Raw genomic sequence first — 23,196 nt, 5'->3', positions numbered from 1 at the left:
TGACTATGAAACGTACTTACCAACCATCCAAGGTTCGTCGTGCACGCACCCATGGTTTTCTGGTGCGCATGAAAACGCGTGGTGGCCGCGCAGTGATTGCTGCACGTCGCGCCAAGGGCCGTGCGCGTCTGGCTGTATAAGCCTGCTCGACCTGCTTAACCCTGCCAGAGTGAAAACGTCAGGTTTTCCTCGTCAGGCGAGAATCACAAAAACGGATGATTTTTCATCCGTTTTTAGTTTGCGCAAACGCCTTACTGGTCATTTTCTCGCCATACATTACGCGCATGCTGTAGGCGGTGAGGCCAGAATCGGTCTGGTGGTCGGGAAAAAGACTGCGCGCCGTGCCATCAGCCGCAACTACATGAAGCGTGTATTGCGCGAACTGTTCAGAAAAACCCGTTGCGCGTTGCCAGCTTTTGAATTGGTCGTGCGTGCGCAGAAACCGTTCAGTGACACGGACTATGCCGTAGTGGAGCAGGAGTTCGCTGCATTGCTGGCAAGATTGCCACGGCCTAAACCACAGGCCGACGCGTAGAGGCTTTGATGGCAAAAATATTGATAGCGTTGATCAGGTTATATCAGATAGCGCTCAGTCCTTATTTCGGCACACAGTGCCGATTCAGTCCGACCTGTTCTCATTACGGCATCGCAGCGATTCGAAAACATGGCGCGCTACGTGGATTTGCCTATACCATACGGCGTCTGGCACGTTGTCATCCCTGGCACCCGGGTGGAATCGATCCAGTGCCCTAAGTACAGCCTTACTTCCACTTTCCCTGCAACCACATTGCAAGATTGACCCTATGGATACCAAGCGACTCATTTTATTCGTGATTTTCTCGTTCTCACTGCTGATGCTGTGGGATTCCTGGCAAAAACAGAATGCGCCTGCAGTAGCTCAGACACAAACAGGAGCGATTGCCCAGGCAGGCGATAGCAGCGTTCCGTCCGCACCAGCTGCCGCAGCGAATCAGGAAGTTCCGGCTGAAAGTGGTTTCCAGTTAGCCAGTGGACAACGTATCCAGGTCAGCACCGACCTGTTCAAGGCCGAGATCGATACCCAGGGCGGTGACCTGCGTCGCCTGGAGTTGAGCCAGCATCTGGCCGACAGCAAGGAAAATCAGCCTTTCGTGCTCATGAATGACCGTAACGCGCCAGCCATCTATGTGGCCCAGACCGGTTTGCTGGGCAGCAATCTGCCTACACACAAAGCCGAGTTCACCAGCAGCCAAAGCAGTTATCAGCTGGCAGATGGCACGGACCAGCTGGAAGTGCGACTGAGCTGGGTGGGTGAGGGTGTGGAAGTGGACAAGATCTACCGCTTCAAGCGCGGTAGTTATGTGATCGAGGTAGGTTACGAAGTGCGCAACAACAGCGCAAATGCCTTACAGCCTTCGGTCTATTATCAGATCGTGCATGACAGCGAATCCAACAAGGCCTCGGCCATGATGCCCACCTTCACAGGTGGCGCCTATTTCACCGATGCCGAGAAGTTCAAAAAAGTCCCCTTCGGTGATATGGCCAAACAGGACCTGTCCAAATCCAGCAAAGACGGCTGGATCGGTTTGGTCCAACATTACTTTGTCAGTGCCTGGATCCCGCCAGCGCAGCAAAGCCGCGAGTACTACACCAAGAAACTCAGCGACAAGATCTTCTCTCTGGGTAGTATCAGTCCTCTGGGCACGGTGGCGCCAGGCGCCAGTTTGACTCAGACGGCGCAGCTTTACGCGGGCCCACAGACCCAGTCCACGCTGGAAACGGTAGCACCTGGCCTCGAATACACCGTGGATTATGGCTGGCTGACCGTGATCGCTGCGCCGCTGTTCTGGGTGTTGTCCGCGATCCAGGGCGTGGTGCATAACTGGGGGGTGGCCATCATCCTGCTGACCGTGCTGATCAAACTCGCGTTCTATCCATTGTCGGCGACCAGTTACCGCTCCATGGCGCACATGCGCGAGATAGCGCCGCGACTGCAAAGTCTGAAAGAGAAGTTCGGCGACGACAAGCAGAAGATGCAGCAGGCCATGATGGAGCTGTACAAGACCGAGAAGATCAACCCTATGGGTGGCTGCCTGCCTATTCTGGTGCAGATCCCGGTATTCATCGCGCTGTACTGGGTGTTGCTGGGCAGTGTGGAGATGCGTCATGCACCGTTCATGCTGTGGATCACTGATTTGTCTGCGATCGATCCCTATTACGTGCTGCCTATCCTGATGGGCGCCACCATGATCATCCAGACCAGGCTGAACCCGGCTCCGACCGACCCGATCCAGGCCAAGGTCATGATGATCATGCCTATCGTGTTCAGCGTGTTCTTCTTCTTCTTCCCGGCTGGCCTGGTGCTGTACTGGCTGGTCAACAACGTGCTCTCCATTGCCCAGCAATGGCAGATCAACCGCGCCACCGAGCGCGCAGCGGCCAAGAAAAAAGGAAATGGCGGCCGCTGAGCCAGCTGACACCATTGCCGCCATCGCCACCGCAGCCGGGGCGGGCGGTATTGGTGTAGTGCGCGTCTCTGGTCCGGCCAGTGCGTTGATCGCGGACGCCGTGCTCGGCGACTGTCCGGCCGCGCGTCACGCCGCCTACCTTGGCTTCAAGGATGCCGATGGCAGTCTCATCGATCGTGGCATCGCGATCTATTATCCTGGCCCCAATTCCTACACCGGTGAAGATGTACTGGAGCTGCAAGCCCATGGTGGGCCTGCACTCATGCAGATTTTACTGGCGCGTTGCCTGAGCCTAGGCGCACGCCAGGCCGAGCCGGGCGAATTCACGCGTCGCGCTTATCTCAATGACAAACTCGATCTTGCCCAGGCAGAAGCCGTCGCCGATGTGATCAATGCGGCTACAGCGGAAGCGGCGCGCAGTGCGGTGCGTTCCTTGTCTGGCGAATTCTCGCAACGTGTGCAGGTGCTGCTGAACAGCCTGATCCGCCTGCGGCTCTATGTCGAGGCTTGCCTCGACTTCCCCGAAGAAGATATCGATTTCATCACCCAGGGTGGCGTGCGTGCCAAGCTGGAAGAGGTGAGCGTGGCCTTGCAGCGGCTACATGCCAGTGCGCGTCAGGGCAACCTGCTGCGCGAAGGCATACGTGTGGTGCTGGTGGGCCAGCCCAATGTGGGGAAATCCAGCCTGATGAACCGTCTGGCGGGGGAGGAGGTCGCCATCGTGACGCCCATCGCCGGCACCACGCGCGACACCATAAGCAGCCTGATCCAGATCGAAGGTGTGCCTTTGCATGTCATCGACACCGCTGGTCTGCGCGACACAGCAGACGAAGTCGAGCAAATGGGCATCGAACGTACCTGGCGTGCGCTGGAGACCGCCAATGCCGCTATCCTGCTGGTGGATGCCCAGCACGGCATCACCGGAGTGGAAGCCGCCATTCTGGCGCGCTTGCCCGCTGACCTGCCGCGCGTGTGGCTGCACAACAAGATAGACCTCAGCGCAGAACAGCCGCGCAGCGAGCTGCGTGATCAGGAAACCCATCTGTTCGTTTCCGCCAAACACGGCGACGGTATCGAGCTGTTGCGCCAGCACCTGTTGCAGTTGGCTGGCTGGCAGCCAAGTGGGGAAGGCGTGTTCATGGCCCGCGCCAGACATTTGCAAGCTTTGTCTGTAGTGGACACTCACTTGCAGTACGCCTTGGACCAGCTTCAGTACCCTGAATTATTGGCCGAAGAGTTGCGGCTAGCGCAGGACGCACTCAGCAGCATCACGGGCGAATTCACCCCGGATGATCTGCTGGGCGAAATATTCAGCCGTTTCTGCATAGGAAAATAGCCGTCCGTTCCACGTGAAACACTGGCAGGCATGACGAACCACCTGCAATCAAGTAACATAGGGCGCATTCAAGGCTGGATATTAGCAACATGCAATACACTGAAAAATTTGATGTTATTGTGGTTGGCGGTGGGCACGCCGGCACCGAAGCGGCGCTGGCCAGCGCACGCATGGGGCGTCGCACGCTACTTCTTACGCATAACATCGAAACGTTGGGACAGATGTCCTGCAATCCGTCGATAGGCGGCATAGGCAAAGGCCATCTGGTCAGGGAAGTCGATGCGCTGGGTGGTGCCATGGCAGCGGCCACGGACGAAGCCGGTATCCAGTTCCGCATTCTGAATTCCAGCAAAGGCCCGGCAGTGCGCGCCACCCGTGCCCAGGCTGACCGCGTTCTATATAAAGCTGCCATCCGTTACCGGCTGGAAAACCAGCCTAATCTGTGGCTGTTTCAGCAGGCCGTGGATGACATCATTCTGCAGGGTGAGCGCGTTGCGGGCGTGGTGACGCAGCTGGGTCTGCGTTTTGAAGCGCAAGCTGTGGTGCTGACGGCCGGCACTTTCCTTGGCGGGCTGGTGCATGTGGGCCTGGCCAATTATCAGGCTGGCCGCGCCGGCGACCCGCCGTCCATCTCGCTGGCGGCACGCTTGCGCGAGATCGGCCTGCCAGCCGGGCGCCTCAAGACCGGCACTCCGCCGCGCATCGATGGCCGCACGATTGATTATTCTGTGATGACCGAACAGCCGGGTGATGATCCGCTGCCAGTATTTTCCTTCATGGGCCGCGTGGAACAGCATCCGGCGCAGTTGCCATGCTGGATCACGCATACCAACGAAAAGACCCACGACATCATCCGTAGCGGCCTGGACCGTTCGCCCATGTATACCGGCGTGATCGAAGGCGTGGGCCCGCGCTACTGCCCATCGGTGGAAGACAAGATCCACCGTTTTGCCGACAAGGAATCGCATCAGATCTTTCTGGAACCGGAAGGCCTGACCACCCACGAGATCTACCCCAACGGCATCTCGACCAGTCTGCCATTCGATATCCAGTATCAGCTGGTACGTTCCATCCGTGGTCTGGAGAATGCGCACATCCTGCGTCCCGGCTATGCCATCGAATACGATTACTACGACCCGCGCGGCCTGAAAAACACGCTGGAAACCAAAGCGGTTCAAGGGTTGTTCTTTGCTGGTCAGATCAATGGCACCACCGGCTACGAAGAAGCCGCCGCCCAAGGGCTGTTAGCGGGCGCTAACGCCGCCTTGTATGCCCGTGGTGTAGAGGGCTGGTGCCCGGGGCGTGAACAAGCCTATCTGGGTGTGCTGGTCGATGACCTGATCACGCGTGGTGTCAGCGAGCCCTACCGCATGTTCACCAGCCGTGCTGAATACCGCTTGCTGCTGCGCGAGGACAATGCCGATATGCGTCTGACCGAAGCGGGTCGTCGTATCGGGCTGGTGGATGATGTGCGCTGGGACGCGTTTTCACGCAAGCGTGACGCGGTGGCGGCCGAGCAGGAGCGGCTCAAGCGCAGCTTTGTGCATCCGCAACATTTGCCACAGGAAGATGCGCTGCGCGTGCTGGGTAAGCCGATCGAGCGTGAGTACGCACTGTTCGAGTTACTGCGCCGCCCCGATGTCAGCTACCACGACCTGCTCAGCCTGCCTGGTGCAGGAGATGGGGTGGAGGACCCGGCGGTGTGGCAACAAGTGGAGATCGCCGCCAAGTACCAGGGGTATATCGACAGGCAACAGGAAGAGATCGACAAGCAGCGCGGCAGCGAAGTGACCGTGCTTCCCGAGGATCTTGATTACCGTGAGGTGCATGGTCTTTCCATTGAGGCGCAACAGAAGCTGAATGCCCAGCGTCCACAAACCATAGGTCAGGCCAGCCGCATCTCCGGCATCACACCGGCCACCATCTCGCTGTTGCTGGTGCATTTGAAGCGCAGCAACAAGAACCGCAAAAGCAGCGAGCGCGTGGCATGAGTCTCAAGCTGAAACTGGAGCAGGGGCTGCAACAGGCTGGCATCGTTTTGAGCGCCGAACTGGTCGAGCGTTTGCTGGCTTACCTGGCCTTGCTGCAAAAGTGGAACAAGGTACACAACCTGACGGCGGTGCGCGACCCCGACGAGATGGTCACGCTGCATCTGCTGGATAGTCTGGTGATACTGCCGCACATCCACGCTGAACGCCTGCTGGACGTGGGCAGTGGTGCGGGCTTGCCTGGCATCCCGCTGGCGCTGTGTCTGCCCGACTTGCAGGTCACGGTGCTGGATTCCAGCCACAAGAAAACCAGCTTCATGCGTCAGGTCAAGGCTGAACTGCAGATCGATAACCTGCAGGTGGTGTGCAGCCGTGTCGAGCAGTTCCAGCCTGAGCAGCCGTTCGATGTGGTGATCTCGCGCGCGTTCTCGGAGTTGCAGTTGTTCCTCACGCTGACCGCACATCTGTGTCGCCCGGAAGGCCTGTGGCTAGCCATGAAGGGGGTGTATCCGCATGACGAACTGGCGCAGATCGAGCTAAAACCTTCGACGCCCAAACCTTCAGCGATTGTACCGCTGGTCGTGCCTGGTCTGGATGCACAGCGACACCTGGTTTTTCTGCCCAATCTGACGGCGACCGCCCAAGCGGCTGCCTGACAAGGACCCCATGCGTATTCTGGCCATTACCAATCAGAAGGGTGGAGTAGGCAAGACCACCACCTGTGTCAATCTGGCGGCCAGCCTCGCCGCTACCAAACGCCGTGTGCTGCTCATCGACCTGGATCCGCAGGGGAATGCCACCACTGGCAGTGGGCTGGATAAATCTGTCCTGAAACGCACCGTGTATCACGTGCTGATCGGCCAGAATTCCCTGCAGGAAGTGACGGTCAGCTCGGGTGAAGGCAAATTCGATGTGGTGCCAGCCAACCGTGAGCTGGCGGGTGCCGAGGTGGAACTGGTCAACGAGATCGCGCGCGAGACCAGGCTCAAGGTGGCGCTGGCCGAAATGACCCAGCACTACGACTATGTGCTGATCGATTGCCCGCCGGCACTGAATCTGGTGACCGTGAATGCGCTCACCGCCGCGCATGCGGTGATGATCCCCATGCAATGCGAATACTATGCGCTGGAAGGCCTGTCCGATCTGGTCAACACCATCAAGAAAGTGCGTGCTCACCTCAACCCGGGTCTTGAGATCGAAGGTCTGCTGCGCACCTTGTTCGACAACCGCAATATGCTGGCGCAGCAGGTATCCGCCGAGTTGTCGCAGCATTTTGGGGACAAGGTGTACCGCACTGTGATCCCGCGCAATGTCAGGCTGGCCGAAGCGCCCAGCTATGGCATGCCGGTGCTGATCTATGACCGCGCGTCCAAGGGCGCACAGGCCTACCTGGCACTGGCGGGCGAGATGATCAATCGCGCTGCGCAACAAAAAGCGAAAGCTGACAAGCAATTGAACGTACAGGAAGTCGAGTAATGGTAAAACCCAAAGGCTTGGGACGCGGGCTGGATGCCTTGTTGTCTGGCGACATGCAGAGTGTGAGTGAGCAGGACACGCTACGCACGTTGAACGTGAGCGAATTGCAGCCCGGCAAGTACCAGCCGCGCACGCACATGGATCAGGCTTCGCTGGAAAGTCTGGCCGAATCCATCCGTTCGCAGGGCATCATGCAGCCCATCATCGTGCGTGCGGTCGCGGGCGGACGCCACGAGATCATTGCGGGTGAACGTCGCTGGCGTGCTTCCCAGCTGGCAGGCCTGACGGAAGTGCCGGTGCTGGTGCGCGAGATCGCCGACGAAGCTGCGCTGGCCATGGCGCTCATTGAGAACATCCAGCGCGAGAACCTCAATCCACTGGAAGAAGCCAGCGGCATCAAGCGCCTCATCGACGAATTCGCCCTGACCCACGAAGCGGCCGCGCAGGCGGTCGGACGTTCGCGCACGGCGGTGACCAATCTGCTGCGCTTGCTAAACCTCAATCCTGCCGTGCAGGAGTTGTTGATGCAGGGCAAGCTGGAAATGGGCCATGCGCGTGCACTGTTGACCCTGGAGCCCGCGCGCCAGATCATGCTGGCCGAAAAGATCGCGCTGGAGCGCCTGTCCGTGCGCGAAGCCGAGCGGCTGGCCAATCAGCCCGAAGCGAGCGCGCCGCGCCCGGTGGTAGAGCCGGACCGTGACGTGCTGCGTCTGCAGGAATCCGCCAGCGAGCAGTTGGGCGCCAACGTCACCATCCAGCATCAGGCGCGTGGCGCAGGCAAGCTGGTGGTGGACTATAAATCCCTCGATCAGCTGCAAAGCATCCTGGCGCGCATCGGCATACGCGCCGACTAGCGCCGGTTTGACAGGGATTGCATTCATTGATAGTATCCAAGTCCTTGTTGTCTGGTGCAAAAACATTTGCTGCAGAGAGAAGTTATGGCCGTCGTGTCATCTGCCTGCAACTTATGTTGATCACGATCTGCGCAGTGCTGGCGATATACGGTGAACGTATCGATATCGCCAAGTCTCTGGTCTGGGGTGGTGTTTGCGCGTTGAGTAATGTGCTGTTGTTGGTATGGCGCATGCACCAACGCAAAAACTTGCAAAGTGCGGGCAAGCAGTTGGGCATGATGTACCGTTCCGTAGTGGAGCGGTTTTTTGTTGTCATATGTTTGTTGGTGATCGGCATGCTGAAGATGCAGCTGTCACCACTCCATGTCATGCTTGGCTTTGTCGTTGCCCAGTCGGCGCTGATATTGGTTTCCCTGATGAGTGTGTTCGGTCAGGGGAAAGCACGCAATAACGCGTGAAGATGTTTTTATTGATGGTTAAAGAAAAATGGCAAGCGAATCCATAACCTCTTCTGAATATATCAAGCACCACCTGCAGAATCTCACCTGTACCTTGCAAGAGGGCCATTTTCATTGCGCCCACTCTGCTGCAGAAGCCAAAGAGATGGGTTTCTGGGCTCTGAATGTCGATACTCTGGTCATGTCCTTCCTGACCGGTGTCATCTTCCTGTTCTTCTTCTACCGTGCCGCCCGCAAGGCGAGCACCGGTGTTCCTTCCGGTCTGGTCAATTTCGTCGAGTGGGTCATTGAATTCATCGACAACAGCGTGCGCGGCTCGTTCACAGGCCGTAACCCGCTGGTGGCCCCGCTGGCGCTGACCATTTTTGCCTGGATCTGGCTCATCAATCTGATGGATCTGGTGCCCATCGATTTCGTTGGTCAGCTGATCGCTTTGTATGACCCGCACATGTACTGGAAGCTGGTGCCTAGCACTGATCCAAACGCCACCTTCGGTCTGTCCCTGAGTGTCTTTGTTTTGGTGGTTTACTACAGCATCAAGATGAAGGGCCCGGGCGGTTTCTTCGCCGAGCTGGCCTACCAGCCGTTCGGCAAGTTCGCAGCCCCGATCAACCTGTTTCTGGAAGGTGTTTCCCTGCTGTCCAAGCCGGTCTCGCTGTCGCTGCGACTGTTCGGCAATATGTACGCTGGTGAAATGATCTTCATCCTGATCGCTCTGATGGGCGGTGCTTGGGCAACGGCCAGTGTGGGCAGCGTGACGCTGTTCGGTTCGCAGATTCTGCTTTCCCTGGGCTGGGCGATCTTCCATATTCTGATTATTACCCTGCAAGCCTTTATTTTCATGACGCTCACCATTGTCTATCTGGACATGGCGCATCAGGAACATCATTAATTTTTCAAGCAACTTTATAACTTTCCACTAATAGGAGATTGATTCAAATGGAATTGTCAACCGCATTGCTGTACGTCGCTGGTGCCCTGATGATGGGTCTGGGTGCAATTGGTGCCGCTATCGGCATTGGTATCCTGGGTGGCCGCTTCCTCGAAGGTGCTGCACGTCAGCCAGAGTTGCTGCCTATGCTGCGTACCCAGTTCTTCATCGTCATGGGTCTGGTTGACGCGATCCCGATGATCGCTGTCGGTATCACCATGTACATCCTGTTCGCTGTAGCAGGCTAAGGGCATCCTGAAAATTAATCACGGAAAGGTCTTTGCATGAATATCAATGCAACCCTTATTGCCCAAGCGATCATGTTCGCTTTGTTCGTCTGGTTCTGCATGAAGTTCGTGTGGCCACCGATCATGGATGCGCTGGCTGCGCGGCAAAAGCAAATCGCCGACGGACTGGCTGCCGCCGATCGTGGCAAACATGAACTGGAACTCGCTGCCAAAAAGGCGAACCAGGAACTGAATGCTGCCAAGGAAAAGGCTTCTGACATCATTGCGCAAGCTGACAAGCGCGCCAGTGAGATCGTGGAAGAGGCAAAAGGCAACGCCAAGGTTGAAGGCGACCGCATCATCACGGGTGCCAAGGCTGAAATCGAGCAGGAAGTGAATCGTGCCAAGGAAGGTCTGCGTCAGCAGGTCTCCGCACTGGCGGTTGCTGGCGCAGAGAAGATCCTGCGTAAAGAGATCGACGCCAAGGCACACGCTGACATGCTGAAAACCATTGCCAACGAGCTGTGAGAGTAAGCGACCATGGCTGAAGCAATCACGATAGTCAGACCTTACGCTGTGGCGGCTTACCGCCTGGCAAAGGAACACAACGCGCTGTCGCGCTGGTCAGAAATGCTGACCTTCGCGGCTGCCGTTGCCAACGACGCGCAAATGCGTGCGCTGATCGAAGATCCGAAAACCTCGAGCGCTGAGCTCGAGCGTGTCTTTCTGGCGGTCTGTGCCGACCGTCTGGACGAGCCGGGCAAGAATCTGATCAGGCTGCTGGTGGAATATGACCGCCTCGACCTGTTGCCGGAAGTGGCTGCCGCGTACGAAGCGCTCAAAGCGCAAGACGAAGGCGTGCTGGATGCCGTCATCACCGCCGCGGTAAAGCCCAGTGCTGCCGAGATCAAGGCGGTGGTTGCACAGCTGGAGCGCAAATTTGGCAAAAAGGTAGAAGCGAGTGTCAAGTTGGCACCTGAAATCATCGGCGGTCTCAAGATCGAGCTGGGTGATACGGTGATTGATGCTTCCGTTCAGGGTCAATTACAAGAATTGGCTTATACGCTTAAAGGTTAGACCTTAAAGGTCAGGAGACAGAGTAATGCAGTTATCCACATCAGAAATCAGTGAGCTGATTAAAACCAGATTAGAGAATTTCTCGCCCAGCGCCGAAGTGCGCACCCAGGGTACGGTCATCTCGGTCACCGACGGCATCGTGCGTATCCACGGTCTGTCCAACGTGATGGCCGGTGAAATGATCGAATTCCCCGGCAATACCTTTGGCCTGGCGCTGAACCTGGAGCGTGACTCGGTCGGTGCTGTGGTGCTGGGTAGTTATGAACACATTACCGAAGGTGACACCTGCAAGTGCACCGGCAAGATCCTGGAAGTGCCAGTCGGTCCGGAACTGATCGGTCGCGTTGTGAACGCGCTGGGTCAGCCTATCGACGGCAAGGGCCCGGTCAACGCCAAGATGACGGACAAGATCGAAAAGATCGCCCCTGGCGTTATCGCACGTAAATCCGTTTCCCAGCCTGTACAAACCGGCCTGAAGTCGGTGGACTCCATGGTCCCAGTCGGCCGTGGTCAGCGCGAATTGATTATTGGTGACCGTCAGACCGGCAAGACCGCCGTAGCTGTCGATGCCATCATCAACCAGAAGGGTCAGAACATGACCTGTATCTATGTCGCGATCGGCCAGAAGGCGTCGACCATCGCCAACGTGGTACGTAAACTGGAAGAGAACGGCGCGCTGGAGTACACCATCATCGTGGCCGCGACCGCTTCCGACTCCGCTGCACTGCAATTCATTGCACCGTATGCTGGTTGCACCATGGGCGAATACTTCCGTGACCGTGGTCAGGATGCCCTGATCGTTTACGATGACTTGACCAAGCAAGCGATCGCTTACCGTCAGATCTCCCTGCTGCTGCGTCGCCCACCTGGCCGCGAAGCATACCCAGGCGACGTGTTCTACATCCACTCCCGTCTGCTGGAGCGTGCTGCTCGCGTCAATGAAGATTACGTCGAGAAGTTCACCAACGGTGAAGTGAAAGGCAAGACCGGTTCCCTGACCGCGCTGCCTATCATTGAAACTGCAGCCGGCGACGTTTCCGCCTTCGTTCCAACCAACGTGATCTCGATCACCGACGGTCAGATCTTCCTGGAAACCGACCTGTTCAACGCGGGTATCCGTCCTGCGATCAACGCCGGTATATCCGTATCCCGCGTCGGTGGTGCAGCACAGACCAAGGTCATCAAGAAGCTGGGTGGTGGTGTGCGTCTGGCACTGGCTCAGTACCGTGAACTGGCTGCGTTCGCGCAGTTCGCTTCCGATCTGGACGAAGCCACCCGCAAGCAACTGGAACGTGGCCGTATGTACACCGAGCTGATGAAGCAGGCACAGTACGCACCACTGAGCGTGTCCACCATGGCAGTGACCTTGCTGGCTGCCAACAAGGGCCATCTGGACGACGTGCCGGTCAACAAGGCGCTGGCGTTTGAATCCGCACTGCATTCCTTCATGAACTCCAAGTACAAGCCATTGATGGACAAGATCGAGTCCACAAAGGACCTGGCAGGGGACGACGAGAAGGCAGTTGAAGCAGCGATCCGCGACTTCAAGGCAACCAACGCTTACTAACTAACCCGACTAGGGCGAACCAGATATGGCCGGTAGTAAAGAGATTAGAACCAAGATCAAGAGCGTAGAGAATACGCGCAAGATCACCAAGGCGATGGAGATGGTCGCCGCATCGAAAATGCGCAAAGCGCAGGATCGTATGCGTGCAGCCCGTCCCTATGCCGAGAAGATCCGCAATGTCGCGGCACACTTGTCCAAGGCGAACCCCGAGTACAAGCATCCTTTCGTGATCACTCGCGAGAAGGTGGCCAATGTCGGCATCATCGTGGTCAGTTCAGACAAAGGCCTGTGCGGTGGTTTGAACACCAATGTGCTGCGTCTGTCGCTGAACCAGATGAAGGCCTGGGAAGCTGAAGGCAAGGGCGTTTCCGTGTGTGCGCTCGGTAACAAGGGCTTCGGTTTCATGGGCCGTGTCGGTGCCAAGGTCAAGTCACACGTGATCGGCCTGGGCGACCGTCCGCACATGGACAAGCTGATCGGCCCGGTCAAGGTGATGCTGGATGCCTACATCGCTGGCGAGATCGACCAGCTGCATGTGGTGTATACCCGTTTCATCAACACCATGAAGCAGGAGCCTGTCATCGAGCAGTTGCTGCCACTGTCGGGTGAAGAGATGGGCAGTGCGCAAGGCCACTGGGACTACATCTACGAGCCGGAAGCCAAGGGCGTGATCGATCAGCTCATGATCCGTTACGTGGAATCGCTGGTGTTGCACGCTGTTGCCGAGAACATGTCGTCCGAGCAGAGCGCACGTATGGTGGCGATGAAATCCGCTTCCGACAACGCCAAGAACGTCATCGGCGAGCTCAAGCTGGTCTACAACAAGGCACGCCAGGCAGCGATCACCAAGGAAATCTCTGAAATTGTGGGCGGCGCCGCCGCGGTATAACGAATAAGTATTGATTGAGGAAACCAAGATGAGTCAAGGTAAAGTGGTTCAATGTATCGGCGCGGTGGTTGACGTAGAATTCCCACGTGACCAGATGCCTAAAGTGTATGACGCGCTGATTCTCGATGAAGAGAATTCCACTGCAGAACCAGGCCTGACCCTGGAAGTGCAACAACAACTGGGTGATGGCATCGTACGTACCATCGCCATGGGCTCCAGCGACGGTCTGTCGCGCGGCATGAAGTTCAAGGCCACGGGCGAACAGATCACCGTGCCAGTTGGTAACGGTACACTGGGCCGCATCATGGATGTGCTGGGTCGCCCGATCGACGAAGCCGGTCCGATCGAAGGTAATGAGCGTCGTTCCATACACCAGGCTGCGCCTACGTTCGAAGAGCTGTCGCCTTCCGTTGACCTGCTGGAAACCGGCATCAAGGTGATCGACCTGGTTTGCCCGTTCGCCAAGGGTGGTAAGGTTGGCCTGTTCGGTGGTGCCGGTGTAGGCAAGACCGTGAACATGCTGGAACTGATCAACAACATCGCCAAACAGCACGCTGGTCTGTCCGTATTTGCCGGTGTAGGTGAGCGTACCCGTGAAGGTAACGACTTCTACCACGAAATGGCAGAAGCTGGCGTCATCAAGCTGGACAACATGAGCGAGTCCAAGGTGGCGATGGTGTTCGGTCAGATGAACGAACCACCGGGCAACCGTCTGCGCGTGGCACTGTCCGGCCTGACCATGGCCGAGAAGTTCCGTGACGAAGGCCGTGACATTCTGTTCTTCGTTGACAACATCTACCGTTACACCCTGGCTGGTACCGAAGTATCCGCACTGCTGGGCCGTATGCCTTCCGCCGTGGGTTACCAACCTACGCTGGCCGACGAAATGGGCCGCCTGCAGGAGCGCATCACCTCCACCAAGGTAGGTTCGATCACCTCCATCCAGGCCGTTTACGTGCCTGCGGATGACTTGACCGACCCATCCCCAGCCACCACGTTCCAGCATTTGGACTCCACCGTGGTACTGTCGCGTGACATCGCGTCCCTGGGTATCTACCCGGCGGTTGACCCGCTGGATTCCTCCTCACGCCAGCTGGATCCGCTGATTGTGGGCGAAGAACACTACACCGTGGCCCGCTCCGTACAGTCCACGCTGCAACGCTACAAGGAACTGCGCGACATTATCGCCATTCTGGGCATGGACGAACTGTCTCCAGAAGACAAGCTGGCTGTGAACCGCGCACGTAAGATCCAGCGCTTCCTGTCGCAGCCATTCCACGTCGCTGAAGTGTTCACCGGCTCCCCAGGCAAGTACGTCACGCTGAAGGACACCATCAAGGGCTTCAAGGCCATTGTGAACGGTGAATACGATCACCTGCCAGAGCAGGCCTTCTACATGGTAGGCGCGATCGAAGAAGCCGTAGAAAAAGCGAAGACCCTGAACTAATCACTCAGGCTTCCAAACACCAAGCATTGAAGCAAGGATCAACATGGCAATGACGATACATCTGGACGTAGTAAGTGCTGAAGAGTCCATTTTCTCCGGGCTGGCAGAATTTGTTGCCGCCCCGGCGATCATGGGTGAAGTCGGTATCTACCCACGTCACGCGCCCATGATCACCACCATCAAGCCTGGCCCCTTGCGTGTCAAGGTGCCGAACGAGAGTGAAGAGGTTCTGATCTTTGTCTCGGGTGGTATCCTGGAAGTGCAGCCTGGCGTGATCACCGTGCTGGCCGACACCGCCATCCGCGGTGCCGATCTGGACGAGGCCAAGGCACTGGAAGCCAAGCGTGCGGCAGAAGAAGCGCTCAAGAACAACGCTTCCGAGATCGACTACGCAACGGCGCAAGCCGAGCTGGCCGAGGCCATCGCGCAGCTGCAGGCCATCCAGCGTCTGCGCAAGCCTGGTCACTAAGCAAGGCGAATTTAAGCAAGGCGTATTGAAGTAGCAGCAACTGACCTTAGTGTCGGTGCATGACAAAAAGGGCAGCTCAGGCTGCCTTTTTTGTTTTATCTCAACGCACAACTGGATAGAATCGTAGTGACTGTTCCCCGTATGAATCTTTCAGGCCCATGAACAAACTCAATATCGTCATCCTTGCCGCAGGCAAGGGCACACGCATGCATTCGGACAAGCCCAAGGTGCTGCATGCCATCGCAGGCAAGCCTTTGCTGGGCCATGTGATCCAGTGCGCAAATCAACTTGCTCCAGAAAAGATCGTGGTGGTCTATGGCTTTGGCGGTCAGGCCGTACCACAGGCGTTTTCCGGGCAGGCTTTGCACTGGGCGGAGCAGGCACAGCAACTGGGCACCGGCCATGCGGTCATGCAGGCGGTCGCGCATCTGGAAGATGACGGTGTCAGTCTGATCCTGCTCGGTGATGTACCGTTGATCGAGGCTGCGACCTGCCAGCGCGTGCTGCAGCAAGCCGCTAGCAGTCTGGTACTGCTCACGGTGGAAAAGCCGGATCCCACAGGTTATGGCCGCATCGTGCGCGATCATGCAGGCGCCGTTGTCGCCATCGTGGAACACAAGGACGCCAGCGCCGCCCAGCGCGAGATACGCGAAGTGAACAGCGGCATCATGGCGCTGCCCAATCGCTGGCTCAAGCAGTGGCTGTCCTCGCTCAGCAACCAGAACAGTCAGGGCGAGTATTACCTGACCGATATCGTGGCCATGGCGGTGAGTGACGGCGTGCCTGTGCATGCCGAGATCACCGAGGACGAATGGCAGGTGGCTGGCGTCAATTCCAAGCTGGATCTCGCAGCAGTGGAGCGCGTCTATCAGCTGCGCGCCGCACACAAACTACTGCAGGCGGGGGTGACGCTGGCCGATCCTGCGCGCATAGACCTACGTGGCACGCTGGAGACAGGCCGCGATGTGGAGATCGATGTAGGCTGTGTGTTCGAAGGGCAAGTGAAACTAGGCGATGGCGTGAAAGTGGGCGCTTACAGCATGCTGCGTGACACGGCCATAGGCGCAGGCACCCAGATCGCCCCCTACACCCACATGGATCAGGCCAAGGTGGCAGAAGATTGCCGCATCGGGCCTTACGCGCGTTTGCGTCCAGGCACCGAGTTGAGCCGTGATGCCCATGTGGGCAATTTCGTGGAGCTCAAGAACGCGCAGGTGGACGAGGGCAGCAAGATCAATCACCTCAGTTATGTGGGTGATGCCAGCATAGGCAAACAGGTCAATATCGGGGCCGGGACCATCACCTGCAATTACGACGGTGCCAACAAATTCCGCACCGTGATCGAAGACAACGTATTCGTCGGCTCGGATACCCAGCTGGTCGCACCGGTCACCGTCAAGACGGGCGCCACCATCGCCGCTGGTTCCACCATCACACAGGAAGCCCCGGCCGGACAGCTGACCATGTCGCGTGTGCGCCAATTCACCATCAGCGGCTGGCAACGGCCACAAAAAATCAAGAAATAACCAAGAAATAAGGACACACCATGTGCGGGATCGTCGGCGCCGTAGCGCAACGTAATGTAGTGCCAATGCTGGTCGAGGGCCTCAGCCGCCTGGAATATCGCGGCTATGATTCTGCCGGCATCGCCGTGCTGGATGGCGACATCAAGCGTGTGCGTGCCGTGGGCCGTGTCTCCGAGATGCAGCGCAAAGCAGAAGCCACCGAACTGAGTGGCCATGTGGGCATAGGCCACACGCGCTGGGCTACCCATGGCGGCGTGACCGAATCCAACGCGCATCCGCACGTGTCGCCGAGTCAGAACGCGGGCGAACTGGCCGTGGTGCATAACGGCATCATCGAGAACCATGACGAGCAGCGCACCCGCCTGCAACAACTGGGTTATGTATTCGAGTCGCAGACCGACACCGAAGTCATCGCGCATCTGGTGCATCACCATTACAAGCAGGGTCTGACCCTGCTGAACGCGGTCAAGCAGGCGGCCACCGAGCTCACCGGCGCCTACGCCATCAGCGTGATCGCACTGAACCAACCCACCATGATCTGTGCCCGGCAGGGCTGCCCGCTGCTGATCGGCCTGGGCGAGGGTGAGAACTTCATCGCTTCCGATGTTTCGGCCGTGCTGTCGGTGACGCGTAATGTGATCTATCTGGAAGATGGCGATGTCGCCGAGATCCGTCAGGACGGCGTGCAGATCTTTGATGCCCAGAACCAGGTGGTGGAGCGCAAGGTGCACCGCAGTGACGTCTCGCTGGCGTCCATGGAGCTGGGGCCTTATGCCCACTTCATGCAGAAGGAGATCCACGAACAGCCACGCGCGCTGACCGACACCGTGGAAGCGCTCATCGATGACGGCGCGTTCAGCACCCAGCTATTCGGTCAGGACGCGGAGGAGGTGTTGTCCCAAGTGGACAGCGTGCTGATCCTGGCGGCCGGCACCAGCTATTACGCGGGCCTGACCGCCAAATACTGGCTGGAAAGCATCGCCAAATTGCCCACCAATGTGGAGATCGCCAGCGAGTACCGTTACCGTCAGTCCGTGCCCAACCCGCGCCAATTGATCGTGACCATCTCCCAGTCCGGCGAGACGCTGGACACCATGGAAGCGTTGAAGCACGCCAAATCGCTGGGTCAGCACCTGACGCTGGCCATCTGCAACGTGCAGGAGAGTGCCATCCCGCGCGCTTCCCGCCTGGTGTTCTACACGCGCGCCGGTGCCGAGATCGGTGTAGCCTCCACCAAAGCCTTCACCACGCAGTTGATGGGCCTGTTCATGCTGGCGGCCACCATCGCCAAGCTGCGCGGGCAACTCGGTAGCGAGCAGGAACAGGAATACCTGGATTCGGTCCGCTTGCTGCCGGGCAGTGTGCAATATGCGCTCAACCTGGAACCGCAGATCCGCGAATGGGCCAACGCCTTCGCGCCACGCTATCATGCGCTGTTCCTGGGTCGCGGCATCCATTACCCCATCGCGCTGGAAGGCGCGCTCAAGCTCAAGGAGATCTCCTACATCCACGCCGAGGCATACCCGGCTGGCGAGCTCAAGCATGGCCCGCTGGCGCTGGTGGACCAGTACATGCCGGTGGTGGTCATCGCCCCCAATGACAGCCTGCTGGAAAAGGTCAAATCCAATATGCAGGAAGTGCGCGCGCGCGGAGGCGAGCTGTTCGTGTTCGCCGATGCCGACAGCAACTTCACCGGCAGTGATGGTGTGCATGTGATCCGCACGCCGCGTCATGTGGGCGTGCTTTCGCCCATCCTGCATACCATCCCGGTGCAGATGCTGGCCTACCATGTGGCCTTGCTGAAGGGCACGGATGTGGATAAGCCCAGAAACTTGGCAAAATCGGTCACGGTGGAGTAGTCTAGCCACGATTCGCACCACAAACCAAACAAACACCATAACAAACAAGGAGGCAACACCATGCAGCACGTTTCCCATCTGGCAGGTCGCATCTTACTGGCCCTGATCTTTGTGGTCGCTGGTCTAGGCAAACTGGCTAATCCGGAAGGTACCGCGGGCTACATGGCCTCCGTAGGGGTGCCGGAGATCCTGCTGTGGCCTACCATCGCGCTGGAAGTACTGGGCGGCTTTGCCATCGTCATCGGCTTGCAGACGCGTCTGGTGGCCTACCTCTTGGCCGGGTTCAGCATCGCTACCGCCGTGCTGTTCCATGCCAACTTCGCTGACCAGATGCAGCAGATCCTGTTCCTGAAGAACCTGGCCATCGCCGGTGGTTTGTTGCTGCTGGCCAGCAGTGGCGCAACCGCCTTGTCCGTCGACAAGCGCTAAGCACGACTCAGGCTATACCCGCTACGGGCGCTGCCAACTGGTAGCGCCCGTTTTGCATGCCGCGCATGCGGGTAAGCCTCAGCCTTGTGGTCACTTTCATGACGCCAGCCTCGCATTCCAGCCACCATCATCGCCACCTGACGCGCCTGCTGCTGCGTTTTCTGGTGTATCTGCTTGCCCTGTTCCTGGTGTGCATGGGGCTGTGGGTGAATGACAACTTTGGCGAGCCTTCGCTGGAGCAGGTGCTGTACCACCTGCAATTCGGCATGGAAGGCCTGGTGGACACCGATGCGCAGCTGATACACAGCTTCATCCAGCAGGCGTTGCTGTTGCCGCTGTTGCTGGCTTTGCTGGTGGTCGGCTTCGAGTTTGTGAGCGGCTACTATCTCAGCCGCACCCTGCATCACCCGGCCGGTTGGGCTCACAGCCAGGCGCGCCGCGCGCTCAAGGTCAGTTACTGGGTCATCAGCCACCGCGCGCCGGTGTATGTGCTGATGAGTGCGCTCGCTTACTTCTGCGTACAATTCTCCATGCTGGCCTATCTGCACAGCCAGTTCGGGCGCGATTACTTCTCTGAACATTATCTGGACCCGCGCAAGGTCACCATCACGGCGCGCCAGCCGCTCAACCTGGTGCTGATCTATGTGGAAAGCCTGGAGAACAGCTACCGCGACCCGGCTTTGTTCGGCAGCAACCTGCTGGCCAGCCTGGATGCTCTCAACGGCCTCCGTTTTGAACGGTTCCGTCAAGCGCCGGGCACCGGCTGGACCATTGCCGGCATCACCGCCACGCAATGCGCCGTGCCGCTCAAGAGCGTGAGCCTGTATAACGGCAACGATCAGGGCCATAACATCAAAAGCTTTCTGCCCAACGCCGTCTGTCTGGGCGACATCCTGCACGACTTTGGTTATCGCAATGTGTATATGGGCGGCGACGCGCTGTCGTTTTCCGGCAAGGGACGCTTCTTTCTGGACCACCATTACAGCGAGGTGTATGGCCGCGAAGAGCTGAAGCAGGGCCGCAGCAAGGCGGACATGAACTTCTGGGGCCTGTACGACGACGATCTGTTCGTCTATGCACGCGCCAGGCTGCAGGCACTGCAGCGCGAAGGCAAACCGTTCAACCTGACGCTCACCACCATCGACACGCACGGCCCGGACGGTCACTTCTCAAGGCACTGCCAGCAACGCGGCGTGACGGATTTTCCTGGCATCGTGCGCTGCACGGCAGACCAGGTCGCCAGCTTCGTGCAGTTCATGCAACGCAAGGGCTACCTTGCCAATACCCGCGTGGTCATCCTGGGCGACCACCTCGCCATGTCCAACCCGGTGTACAAACAACTCGACAGCCTGCAGCAACGCACCATCTACAACCAGTTCATCGGGCTGCCCAGCGCGCAGAAGCTGCGTGAACAAGTCCTGCATTTCGACATGCTGCCCAGCATCCTGGAATTCATCGGCTTCAACGTCGAAGGCGGCAGGCTGGGCTTGGGCTACAGCGCGATCAAAGCGCCTAAAGATGTGGACATGCCCCTGCCTGAAGCCACGATCTTCGAAGAGATGGATAAAGACCTGCTCAATGAATCGGACACCTATTTGCAGCTGTGGAAGCCGTCAGTGCATTAGTACTATGGTATTCAGTAAACTCAGTTTCATTATTATGATTAATCAACTTCAAAACTTTGGATCTAAATATGGAACTTTATGTATTGAAAGCATCGGTGTCAGGTATTGATTATCCTGCATATATAACTGCGATAGGCACTTTGATTTCTGTAGTTACTGCTATATGGATAACGAGATGGGAGAGCAGCAAAGCTGCTTCACGGCTTAGGAAACAAGAGGCTGAAAAACTTCAAAGAATTATTCATTTAGTCAAAGCATGCTCCTTGCTTTTTCGGTCAGCACAAGGCGCCCTTGCAAGTGAGGATGAATTTGATAAATACAAAAAAGACAGCTCGATTACTAGACACCAAGTAGCTAGGAATTGGGTAACAAAAATTGAGATTTCGGATACACCTAGTGATGCAATTGCTAATTTGTGTTTTGACTTGATTGATTACATTGATAAAACAATCATTATTCGGCAAGAAATGGATACACATAATTCCTTTGATAGCATTGCTAGTAAAAGGAAGGAGTGGCTCACCACAACTGATGAGTCTTTGAGAAAATGCAAGCATATAATTGATATTCTGGAAAAAGACAAAGAAAAGCTTATAGGCAATCCCGATAAAATTAACGGTAAGCGATTTTTCTTCTGGCGCAGAAAGTGATCAAGAACCAAAAGCGCTATTAGGTCTTTTAAAAGAACAAAGTCGGTGGCTAAAAATAGTTGCCTGTTCACTTAAACAGAGGACAACAACATGCTACGACACCATATCCTCTAAGCCAGTATCCGCTATCCCGTAAACATCTTTATCCTACGAATTAAAATAGCCCTGGCCGTGTTCTCCAACTAATCCAGCGCATGCTTTACACTTCCACCTTCAGATAAATCAAGCGATTCGCATCATGGCCCAATATGTAATGTCCATGCTCCGTGTGAGCAAAGTGGTTCCTCCCAAGAAACAGATCATCAAGGATATTTCGCTGTCCTTCTTCCCGGGCGCCAAGATCGGCCTGCTCGGCCTGAACGGTTCCGGTAAATCCACGGTGCTGCGCATCATGGCCGGGGCTGACAAGGAGTTCGAGGGCGAGGTGCAGTGGCAGCCCAACCTGTCCATCGGTTATCTGCCGCAGGAGCCGGTGCTGGATGCCGACAAGACGGTGCGTGAAGAAGTGGAATCCGCGCTGGGTGAGGTGATGGAGGCCAAGCAGAAGCTGGAAGCGGTCTATGCCGCCTATGCGGAACCGGATGCGGATTTCGACAAGCTGGCAGAAGAACAGGCCAGGTACGAGAACATCATCGCCGCCAGTGGCTCCGATGTGGAGCACCAGCTGGAGATCGCCGCCGATGCGCTGCGCCTGCCCGCCTGGGACGCCAGGATAGGCCCTTTGTCCGGCGGTGAAAAGCGCCGCGTGGCGCTGTGCAAGTTGTTACTTTCGCGCCCGGACATGCTGCTGCTGGACGAGCCCACCAATCACCTGGATGCCGAGTCGGTGGAATGGCTGGAGCAGTTCCTGGTGCGCTTCCCCGGCACCGTGGTCGCGGTCACCCATGACCGTTATTTCCTCGACAATGCCGCCGAGTGGATCCTGGAACTGGACCGTGGGCACGGCATCCCGTGGAAGGGCAATTATTCCAGCTGGCTGGATCAGAAGCAGGAACGCCTCAAGCAGGAAGAGTCGCAGGAATCTGCGCGCCGCAAGGCATTGAACACCGAGCTGGAATGGGTGCGGCAGAACCCCAAGGCGCGTCAGGCCAAGAGCAAGGCGCGTATCGCCCGCTATGAAGAGCTGGCCAGCGCCGAATACCAGAAGCGTAACGAAACGCAGGAGATCTTCATCCCGGCCGGTGAGCGTCTGGGCAATGAGGTCATTGAATTCAAGAATGTCAGCAAGGCGTTCAAGGACCGTCTGCTGATGGATAACCTCAGTTTCAGCATCCCGCCCGGTGCCATCGTCGGCATCATCGGCCCGAACGGGGCCGGTAAATCCACGCTCTTCCGCATGCTCACCGGCCAGGAAACGCCGGATTCAGGCGAGGTCCACATAGGCCAGACCGTGAAGCTGGCCTATGTGGACCAGAGCCGCGATGCGCTGAGTGATGCCAAGACCGTGTTCGACGAGATCTCCGGCGGCTCCGATATCTTGACCGTGGGGCGTTACGAGACGCCATCGCGTGCCTACATCGGGCGCTTTAATTTCAAGGGCGGTGACCAGCAGAAGATCGTGGGCCAGCTTTCCGGTGGTGAGCGTGGCCGTTTGCATCTGGCCAAGACGCTGATCTCGGGCGGCAATGTGTTGCTGCTGGATGAACCGTCCAATGACTTGGACGTGGAAACCCTGCGCGCACTGGAAGATGCCTTGCTGGAGTTCGCCGGCAGCGTGCTGGTCATCTCGCATGACCGCTGGTTCCTTGACCGCATTGCCACGCATATCCTGGCCGCAGAGGGCGATTCGCAATGGACCTTCTTCAACGGTAACTATCAGGAATATGAAGCCGACAAGAAGAAGCGTCTGGGTGAAGAGGGCGCCAAGCCCAAGCGTTTGCGCTACAAACCCATCAGCCGCTGAGTCGGGGCAGTGTGATAAGAAACGGGCACTGCGGTGCC

At 57.6% G+C, this 23,196-nt stretch carries 24 protein-coding genes; all 24 read left to right on the top strand.

Features of this window, described 5'->3' with window-relative positions:
• Positions 1–5 precede the first annotated feature (5 nt).
• The 24 genes from rpmH (at position 6) to ettA (ending at position 23,158) form a co-directional block, all read left to right on the top strand.
• Positions 6–140, top strand: a complete 135-nt coding sequence (gene rpmH, locus ED236_RS03870; RefSeq protein WP_045751845.1) for a 50S ribosomal protein L34 — start codon at positions 6–8, stop codon at positions 138–140.
• 29 nt (positions 141–169) lie between these two features.
• Complete coding sequence (gene rnpA / locus ED236_RS03865; RefSeq protein ID WP_123236662.1) at positions 170–535, top strand: ribonuclease P protein component; 366 nt, start codon at positions 170–172, stop codon at positions 533–535.
• Between the two features lie 8 nt (positions 536–543).
• On the top strand, positions 544–753 hold the full coding sequence (gene yidD, locus ED236_RS03860; protein WP_123236661.1) for a membrane protein insertion efficiency factor YidD: 210 nt from the start codon (positions 544–546) through the stop codon (positions 751–753).
• Positions 754–803: 50 nt separating this feature from the next.
• Positions 804–2,447, top strand: a complete 1,644-nt coding sequence (gene yidC, locus ED236_RS03855) for a membrane protein insertase YidC (protein ID WP_123236660.1) — start codon at positions 804–806, stop codon at positions 2,445–2,447.
• Entirely contained in the window at positions 2,434–3,783 is a 1,350-nt protein-coding gene (gene mnmE / locus ED236_RS03850; protein ID WP_123236659.1) for a tRNA uridine-5-carboxymethylaminomethyl(34) synthesis GTPase MnmE, read from the top strand. Before yidC ends, mnmE begins: the two co-directional genes overlap by 14 nt.
• Before the next feature lie 89 nt (positions 3,784–3,872).
• On the top strand, positions 3,873–5,774 hold the full coding sequence (gene mnmG, locus ED236_RS03845; protein WP_123236658.1) for a tRNA uridine-5-carboxymethylaminomethyl(34) synthesis enzyme MnmG: 1,902 nt from the start codon (positions 3,873–3,875) through the stop codon (positions 5,772–5,774).
• Positions 5,771–6,427, top strand: coding sequence for a 16S rRNA (guanine(527)-N(7))-methyltransferase RsmG (gene rsmG, locus ED236_RS03840; protein WP_123236657.1), 657 nt, complete (start codon positions 5,771–5,773; stop codon positions 6,425–6,427). Before mnmG ends, rsmG begins: the two co-directional genes overlap by 4 nt.
• A gap of 10 nt (positions 6,428–6,437) precedes the next feature.
• Positions 6,438–7,247 carry a ParA family protein gene (locus tag ED236_RS03835; RefSeq protein WP_123236656.1) on the top strand — a complete coding sequence of 270 codons (810 nt, stop codon included), beginning with the start codon at positions 6,438–6,440 and terminating at the stop codon, positions 7,245–7,247.
• Positions 7,247–8,101: a ParB/RepB/Spo0J family partition protein gene (locus ED236_RS03830; RefSeq protein WP_123236655.1), complete on the top strand. Its 855-nt coding sequence runs from the start codon at positions 7,247–7,249 to the stop codon at positions 8,099–8,101. Before ED236_RS03835 ends, ED236_RS03830 begins: the two co-directional genes overlap by 1 nt.
• Positions 8,102–8,118: 17 nt before the next feature.
• Positions 8,119–8,559 carry an ATP synthase subunit I gene (locus ED236_RS03825; RefSeq protein WP_338053147.1) on the top strand — a complete coding sequence of 147 codons (441 nt, stop codon included), beginning with the start codon at positions 8,119–8,121 and terminating at the stop codon, positions 8,557–8,559.
• Between the two features lie 28 nt (positions 8,560–8,587).
• On the top strand, positions 8,588–9,451 hold the full coding sequence (gene atpB, locus ED236_RS03820) for a F0F1 ATP synthase subunit A (protein WP_123236653.1): 864 nt from the start codon (positions 8,588–8,590) through the stop codon (positions 9,449–9,451).
• A 47-nt stretch (positions 9,452–9,498) separates the two neighbouring features.
• The gene (atpE, locus tag ED236_RS03815; RefSeq protein WP_123236652.1) at positions 9,499–9,738 is read left to right on the top strand and encodes a F0F1 ATP synthase subunit C; all 240 of its coding nucleotides are present in this window, start codon (positions 9,499–9,501) and stop codon (positions 9,736–9,738) included.
• 36 nt (positions 9,739–9,774) lie between these two features.
• Positions 9,775–10,245, top strand: a complete 471-nt coding sequence (locus tag ED236_RS03810; protein WP_123236651.1) for a F0F1 ATP synthase subunit B — start codon at positions 9,775–9,777, stop codon at positions 10,243–10,245.
• A 12-nt stretch (positions 10,246–10,257) separates the two neighbouring features.
• Positions 10,258–10,794: a F0F1 ATP synthase subunit delta gene (locus ED236_RS03805; RefSeq protein WP_123236650.1), complete on the top strand. Its 537-nt coding sequence runs from the start codon at positions 10,258–10,260 to the stop codon at positions 10,792–10,794.
• 25 nt (positions 10,795–10,819) lie between these two features.
• Positions 10,820–12,361 (top strand): F0F1 ATP synthase subunit alpha, encoded by a 1,542-nt coding sequence (gene atpA, locus ED236_RS03800; protein WP_123236649.1) that lies wholly within the window; start codon positions 10,820–10,822, stop codon positions 12,359–12,361.
• A gap of 25 nt (positions 12,362–12,386) precedes the next feature.
• The gene (gene atpG, locus ED236_RS03795) at positions 12,387–13,250 is read left to right on the top strand and encodes a F0F1 ATP synthase subunit gamma (protein WP_123236648.1); all 864 of its coding nucleotides are present in this window, start codon (positions 12,387–12,389) and stop codon (positions 13,248–13,250) included.
• A 28-nt stretch (positions 13,251–13,278) separates the two neighbouring features.
• Complete coding sequence (gene atpD / locus ED236_RS03790) at positions 13,279–14,697, top strand: F0F1 ATP synthase subunit beta (RefSeq protein ID WP_123236647.1); 1,419 nt, start codon at positions 13,279–13,281, stop codon at positions 14,695–14,697.
• 43 nt (positions 14,698–14,740) lie between these two features.
• Complete coding sequence (locus ED236_RS03785; RefSeq protein ID WP_123236646.1) at positions 14,741–15,166, top strand: F0F1 ATP synthase subunit epsilon; 426 nt, start codon at positions 14,741–14,743, stop codon at positions 15,164–15,166.
• A gap of 158 nt (positions 15,167–15,324) precedes the next feature.
• Positions 15,325–16,692, top strand: a complete 1,368-nt coding sequence (gene glmU / locus ED236_RS03780; protein WP_123236645.1) for a bifunctional UDP-N-acetylglucosamine diphosphorylase/glucosamine-1-phosphate N-acetyltransferase GlmU — start codon at positions 15,325–15,327, stop codon at positions 16,690–16,692.
• Positions 16,693–16,712: 20 nt separating this feature from the next.
• Positions 16,713–18,551: a glutamine--fructose-6-phosphate transaminase (isomerizing) gene (gene glmS, locus ED236_RS03775; protein WP_123236644.1), complete on the top strand. Its 1,839-nt coding sequence runs from the start codon at positions 16,713–16,715 to the stop codon at positions 18,549–18,551.
• A gap of 60 nt (positions 18,552–18,611) precedes the next feature.
• Entirely contained in the window at positions 18,612–18,980 is a 369-nt protein-coding gene (locus tag ED236_RS03770; protein WP_123236643.1) for a DoxX family protein, read from the top strand.
• A 65-nt stretch (positions 18,981–19,045) separates the two neighbouring features.
• Positions 19,046–20,605, top strand: a complete 1,560-nt coding sequence (locus tag ED236_RS03765) for a sulfatase-like hydrolase/transferase (RefSeq protein WP_240032028.1) — start codon at positions 19,046–19,048, stop codon at positions 20,603–20,605.
• Positions 20,606–20,673: 68 nt separating this feature from the next.
• Complete coding sequence (locus tag ED236_RS03760) at positions 20,674–21,255, top strand: hypothetical protein (protein WP_123236641.1); 582 nt, start codon at positions 20,674–20,676, stop codon at positions 21,253–21,255.
• 238 nt (positions 21,256–21,493) lie between these two features.
• Positions 21,494–23,158: an energy-dependent translational throttle protein EttA gene (gene ettA / locus ED236_RS03755; RefSeq protein WP_123236640.1), complete on the top strand. Its 1,665-nt coding sequence runs from the start codon at positions 21,494–21,496 to the stop codon at positions 23,156–23,158.
• Positions 23,159–23,196: the final 38 nt, after the last annotated feature.

It is taken from the genome of Pseudomethylobacillus aquaticus, assembly GCF_003730115.1.
In the GTDB taxonomy this organism is placed as follows: Bacteria; Pseudomonadota; Gammaproteobacteria; order Burkholderiales; family Methylophilaceae; genus Pseudomethylobacillus; species Pseudomethylobacillus aquaticus.
The sequence above is the reverse complement of the archived record's forward strand: the minus strand, read 5'-3'. Positions and strand labels throughout refer to the sequence as shown.

What these genes read in the sequence shown, in the direction of transcription:
- rpmH (WP_045751845.1), top strand. Translation starts at nt 6, where the DNA reads ATGAAACGTACTTACCAACCATCCAAGGTTCGTCGTGCACGCACCCAT.
- glmU (WP_123236645.1), top strand. Translation starts at nt 15,325, where the DNA reads ATGAACAAACTCAATATCGTCATCCTTGCCGCAGGCAAGGGCACACGC.
- atpG (WP_123236648.1), top strand. Translation starts at nt 12,387, where the DNA reads ATGGCCGGTAGTAAAGAGATTAGAACCAAGATCAAGAGCGTAGAGAAT.
- mnmG (WP_123236658.1), top strand. Translation starts at nt 3,873, where the DNA reads ATGCAATACACTGAAAAATTTGATGTTATTGTGGTTGGCGGTGGGCAC.
- ED236_RS03765 (WP_240032028.1), top strand. Translation starts at nt 19,046, where the DNA reads ATGCGGGTAAGCCTCAGCCTTGTGGTCACTTTCATGACGCCAGCCTCG.
- ED236_RS03760 (WP_123236641.1), top strand. Translation starts at nt 20,674, where the DNA reads ATGGAACTTTATGTATTGAAAGCATCGGTGTCAGGTATTGATTATCCT.
- rsmG (WP_123236657.1), top strand. Translation starts at nt 5,771, where the DNA reads ATGAGTCTCAAGCTGAAACTGGAGCAGGGGCTGCAACAGGCTGGCATC.
- glmS (WP_123236644.1), top strand. Translation starts at nt 16,713, where the DNA reads ATGTGCGGGATCGTCGGCGCCGTAGCGCAACGTAATGTAGTGCCAATG.
- ED236_RS03805 (WP_123236650.1), top strand. Translation starts at nt 10,258, where the DNA reads ATGGCTGAAGCAATCACGATAGTCAGACCTTACGCTGTGGCGGCTTAC.
- atpA (WP_123236649.1), top strand. Translation starts at nt 10,820, where the DNA reads ATGCAGTTATCCACATCAGAAATCAGTGAGCTGATTAAAACCAGATTA.
- ED236_RS03835 (WP_123236656.1), top strand. Translation starts at nt 6,438, where the DNA reads ATGCGTATTCTGGCCATTACCAATCAGAAGGGTGGAGTAGGCAAGACC.
- atpE (WP_123236652.1), top strand. Translation starts at nt 9,499, where the DNA reads ATGGAATTGTCAACCGCATTGCTGTACGTCGCTGGTGCCCTGATGATG.
- ED236_RS03810 (WP_123236651.1), top strand. Translation starts at nt 9,775, where the DNA reads ATGAATATCAATGCAACCCTTATTGCCCAAGCGATCATGTTCGCTTTG.
- ED236_RS03785 (WP_123236646.1), top strand. Translation starts at nt 14,741, where the DNA reads ATGGCAATGACGATACATCTGGACGTAGTAAGTGCTGAAGAGTCCATT.
- ED236_RS03770 (WP_123236643.1), top strand. Translation starts at nt 18,612, where the DNA reads ATGCAGCACGTTTCCCATCTGGCAGGTCGCATCTTACTGGCCCTGATC.
- atpB (WP_123236653.1), top strand. Translation starts at nt 8,588, where the DNA reads ATGGCAAGCGAATCCATAACCTCTTCTGAATATATCAAGCACCACCTG.
- yidC (WP_123236660.1), top strand. Translation starts at nt 804, where the DNA reads ATGGATACCAAGCGACTCATTTTATTCGTGATTTTCTCGTTCTCACTG.
- ettA (WP_123236640.1), top strand. Translation starts at nt 21,494, where the DNA reads ATGGCCCAATATGTAATGTCCATGCTCCGTGTGAGCAAAGTGGTTCCT.
- ED236_RS03830 (WP_123236655.1), top strand. Translation starts at nt 7,247, where the DNA reads ATGGTAAAACCCAAAGGCTTGGGACGCGGGCTGGATGCCTTGTTGTCT.
- mnmE (WP_123236659.1), top strand. Translation starts at nt 2,434, where the DNA reads ATGGCGGCCGCTGAGCCAGCTGACACCATTGCCGCCATCGCCACCGCA.
- yidD (WP_123236661.1), top strand. Translation starts at nt 544, where the DNA reads ATGGCAAAAATATTGATAGCGTTGATCAGGTTATATCAGATAGCGCTC.
- atpD (WP_123236647.1), top strand. Translation starts at nt 13,279, where the DNA reads ATGAGTCAAGGTAAAGTGGTTCAATGTATCGGCGCGGTGGTTGACGTA.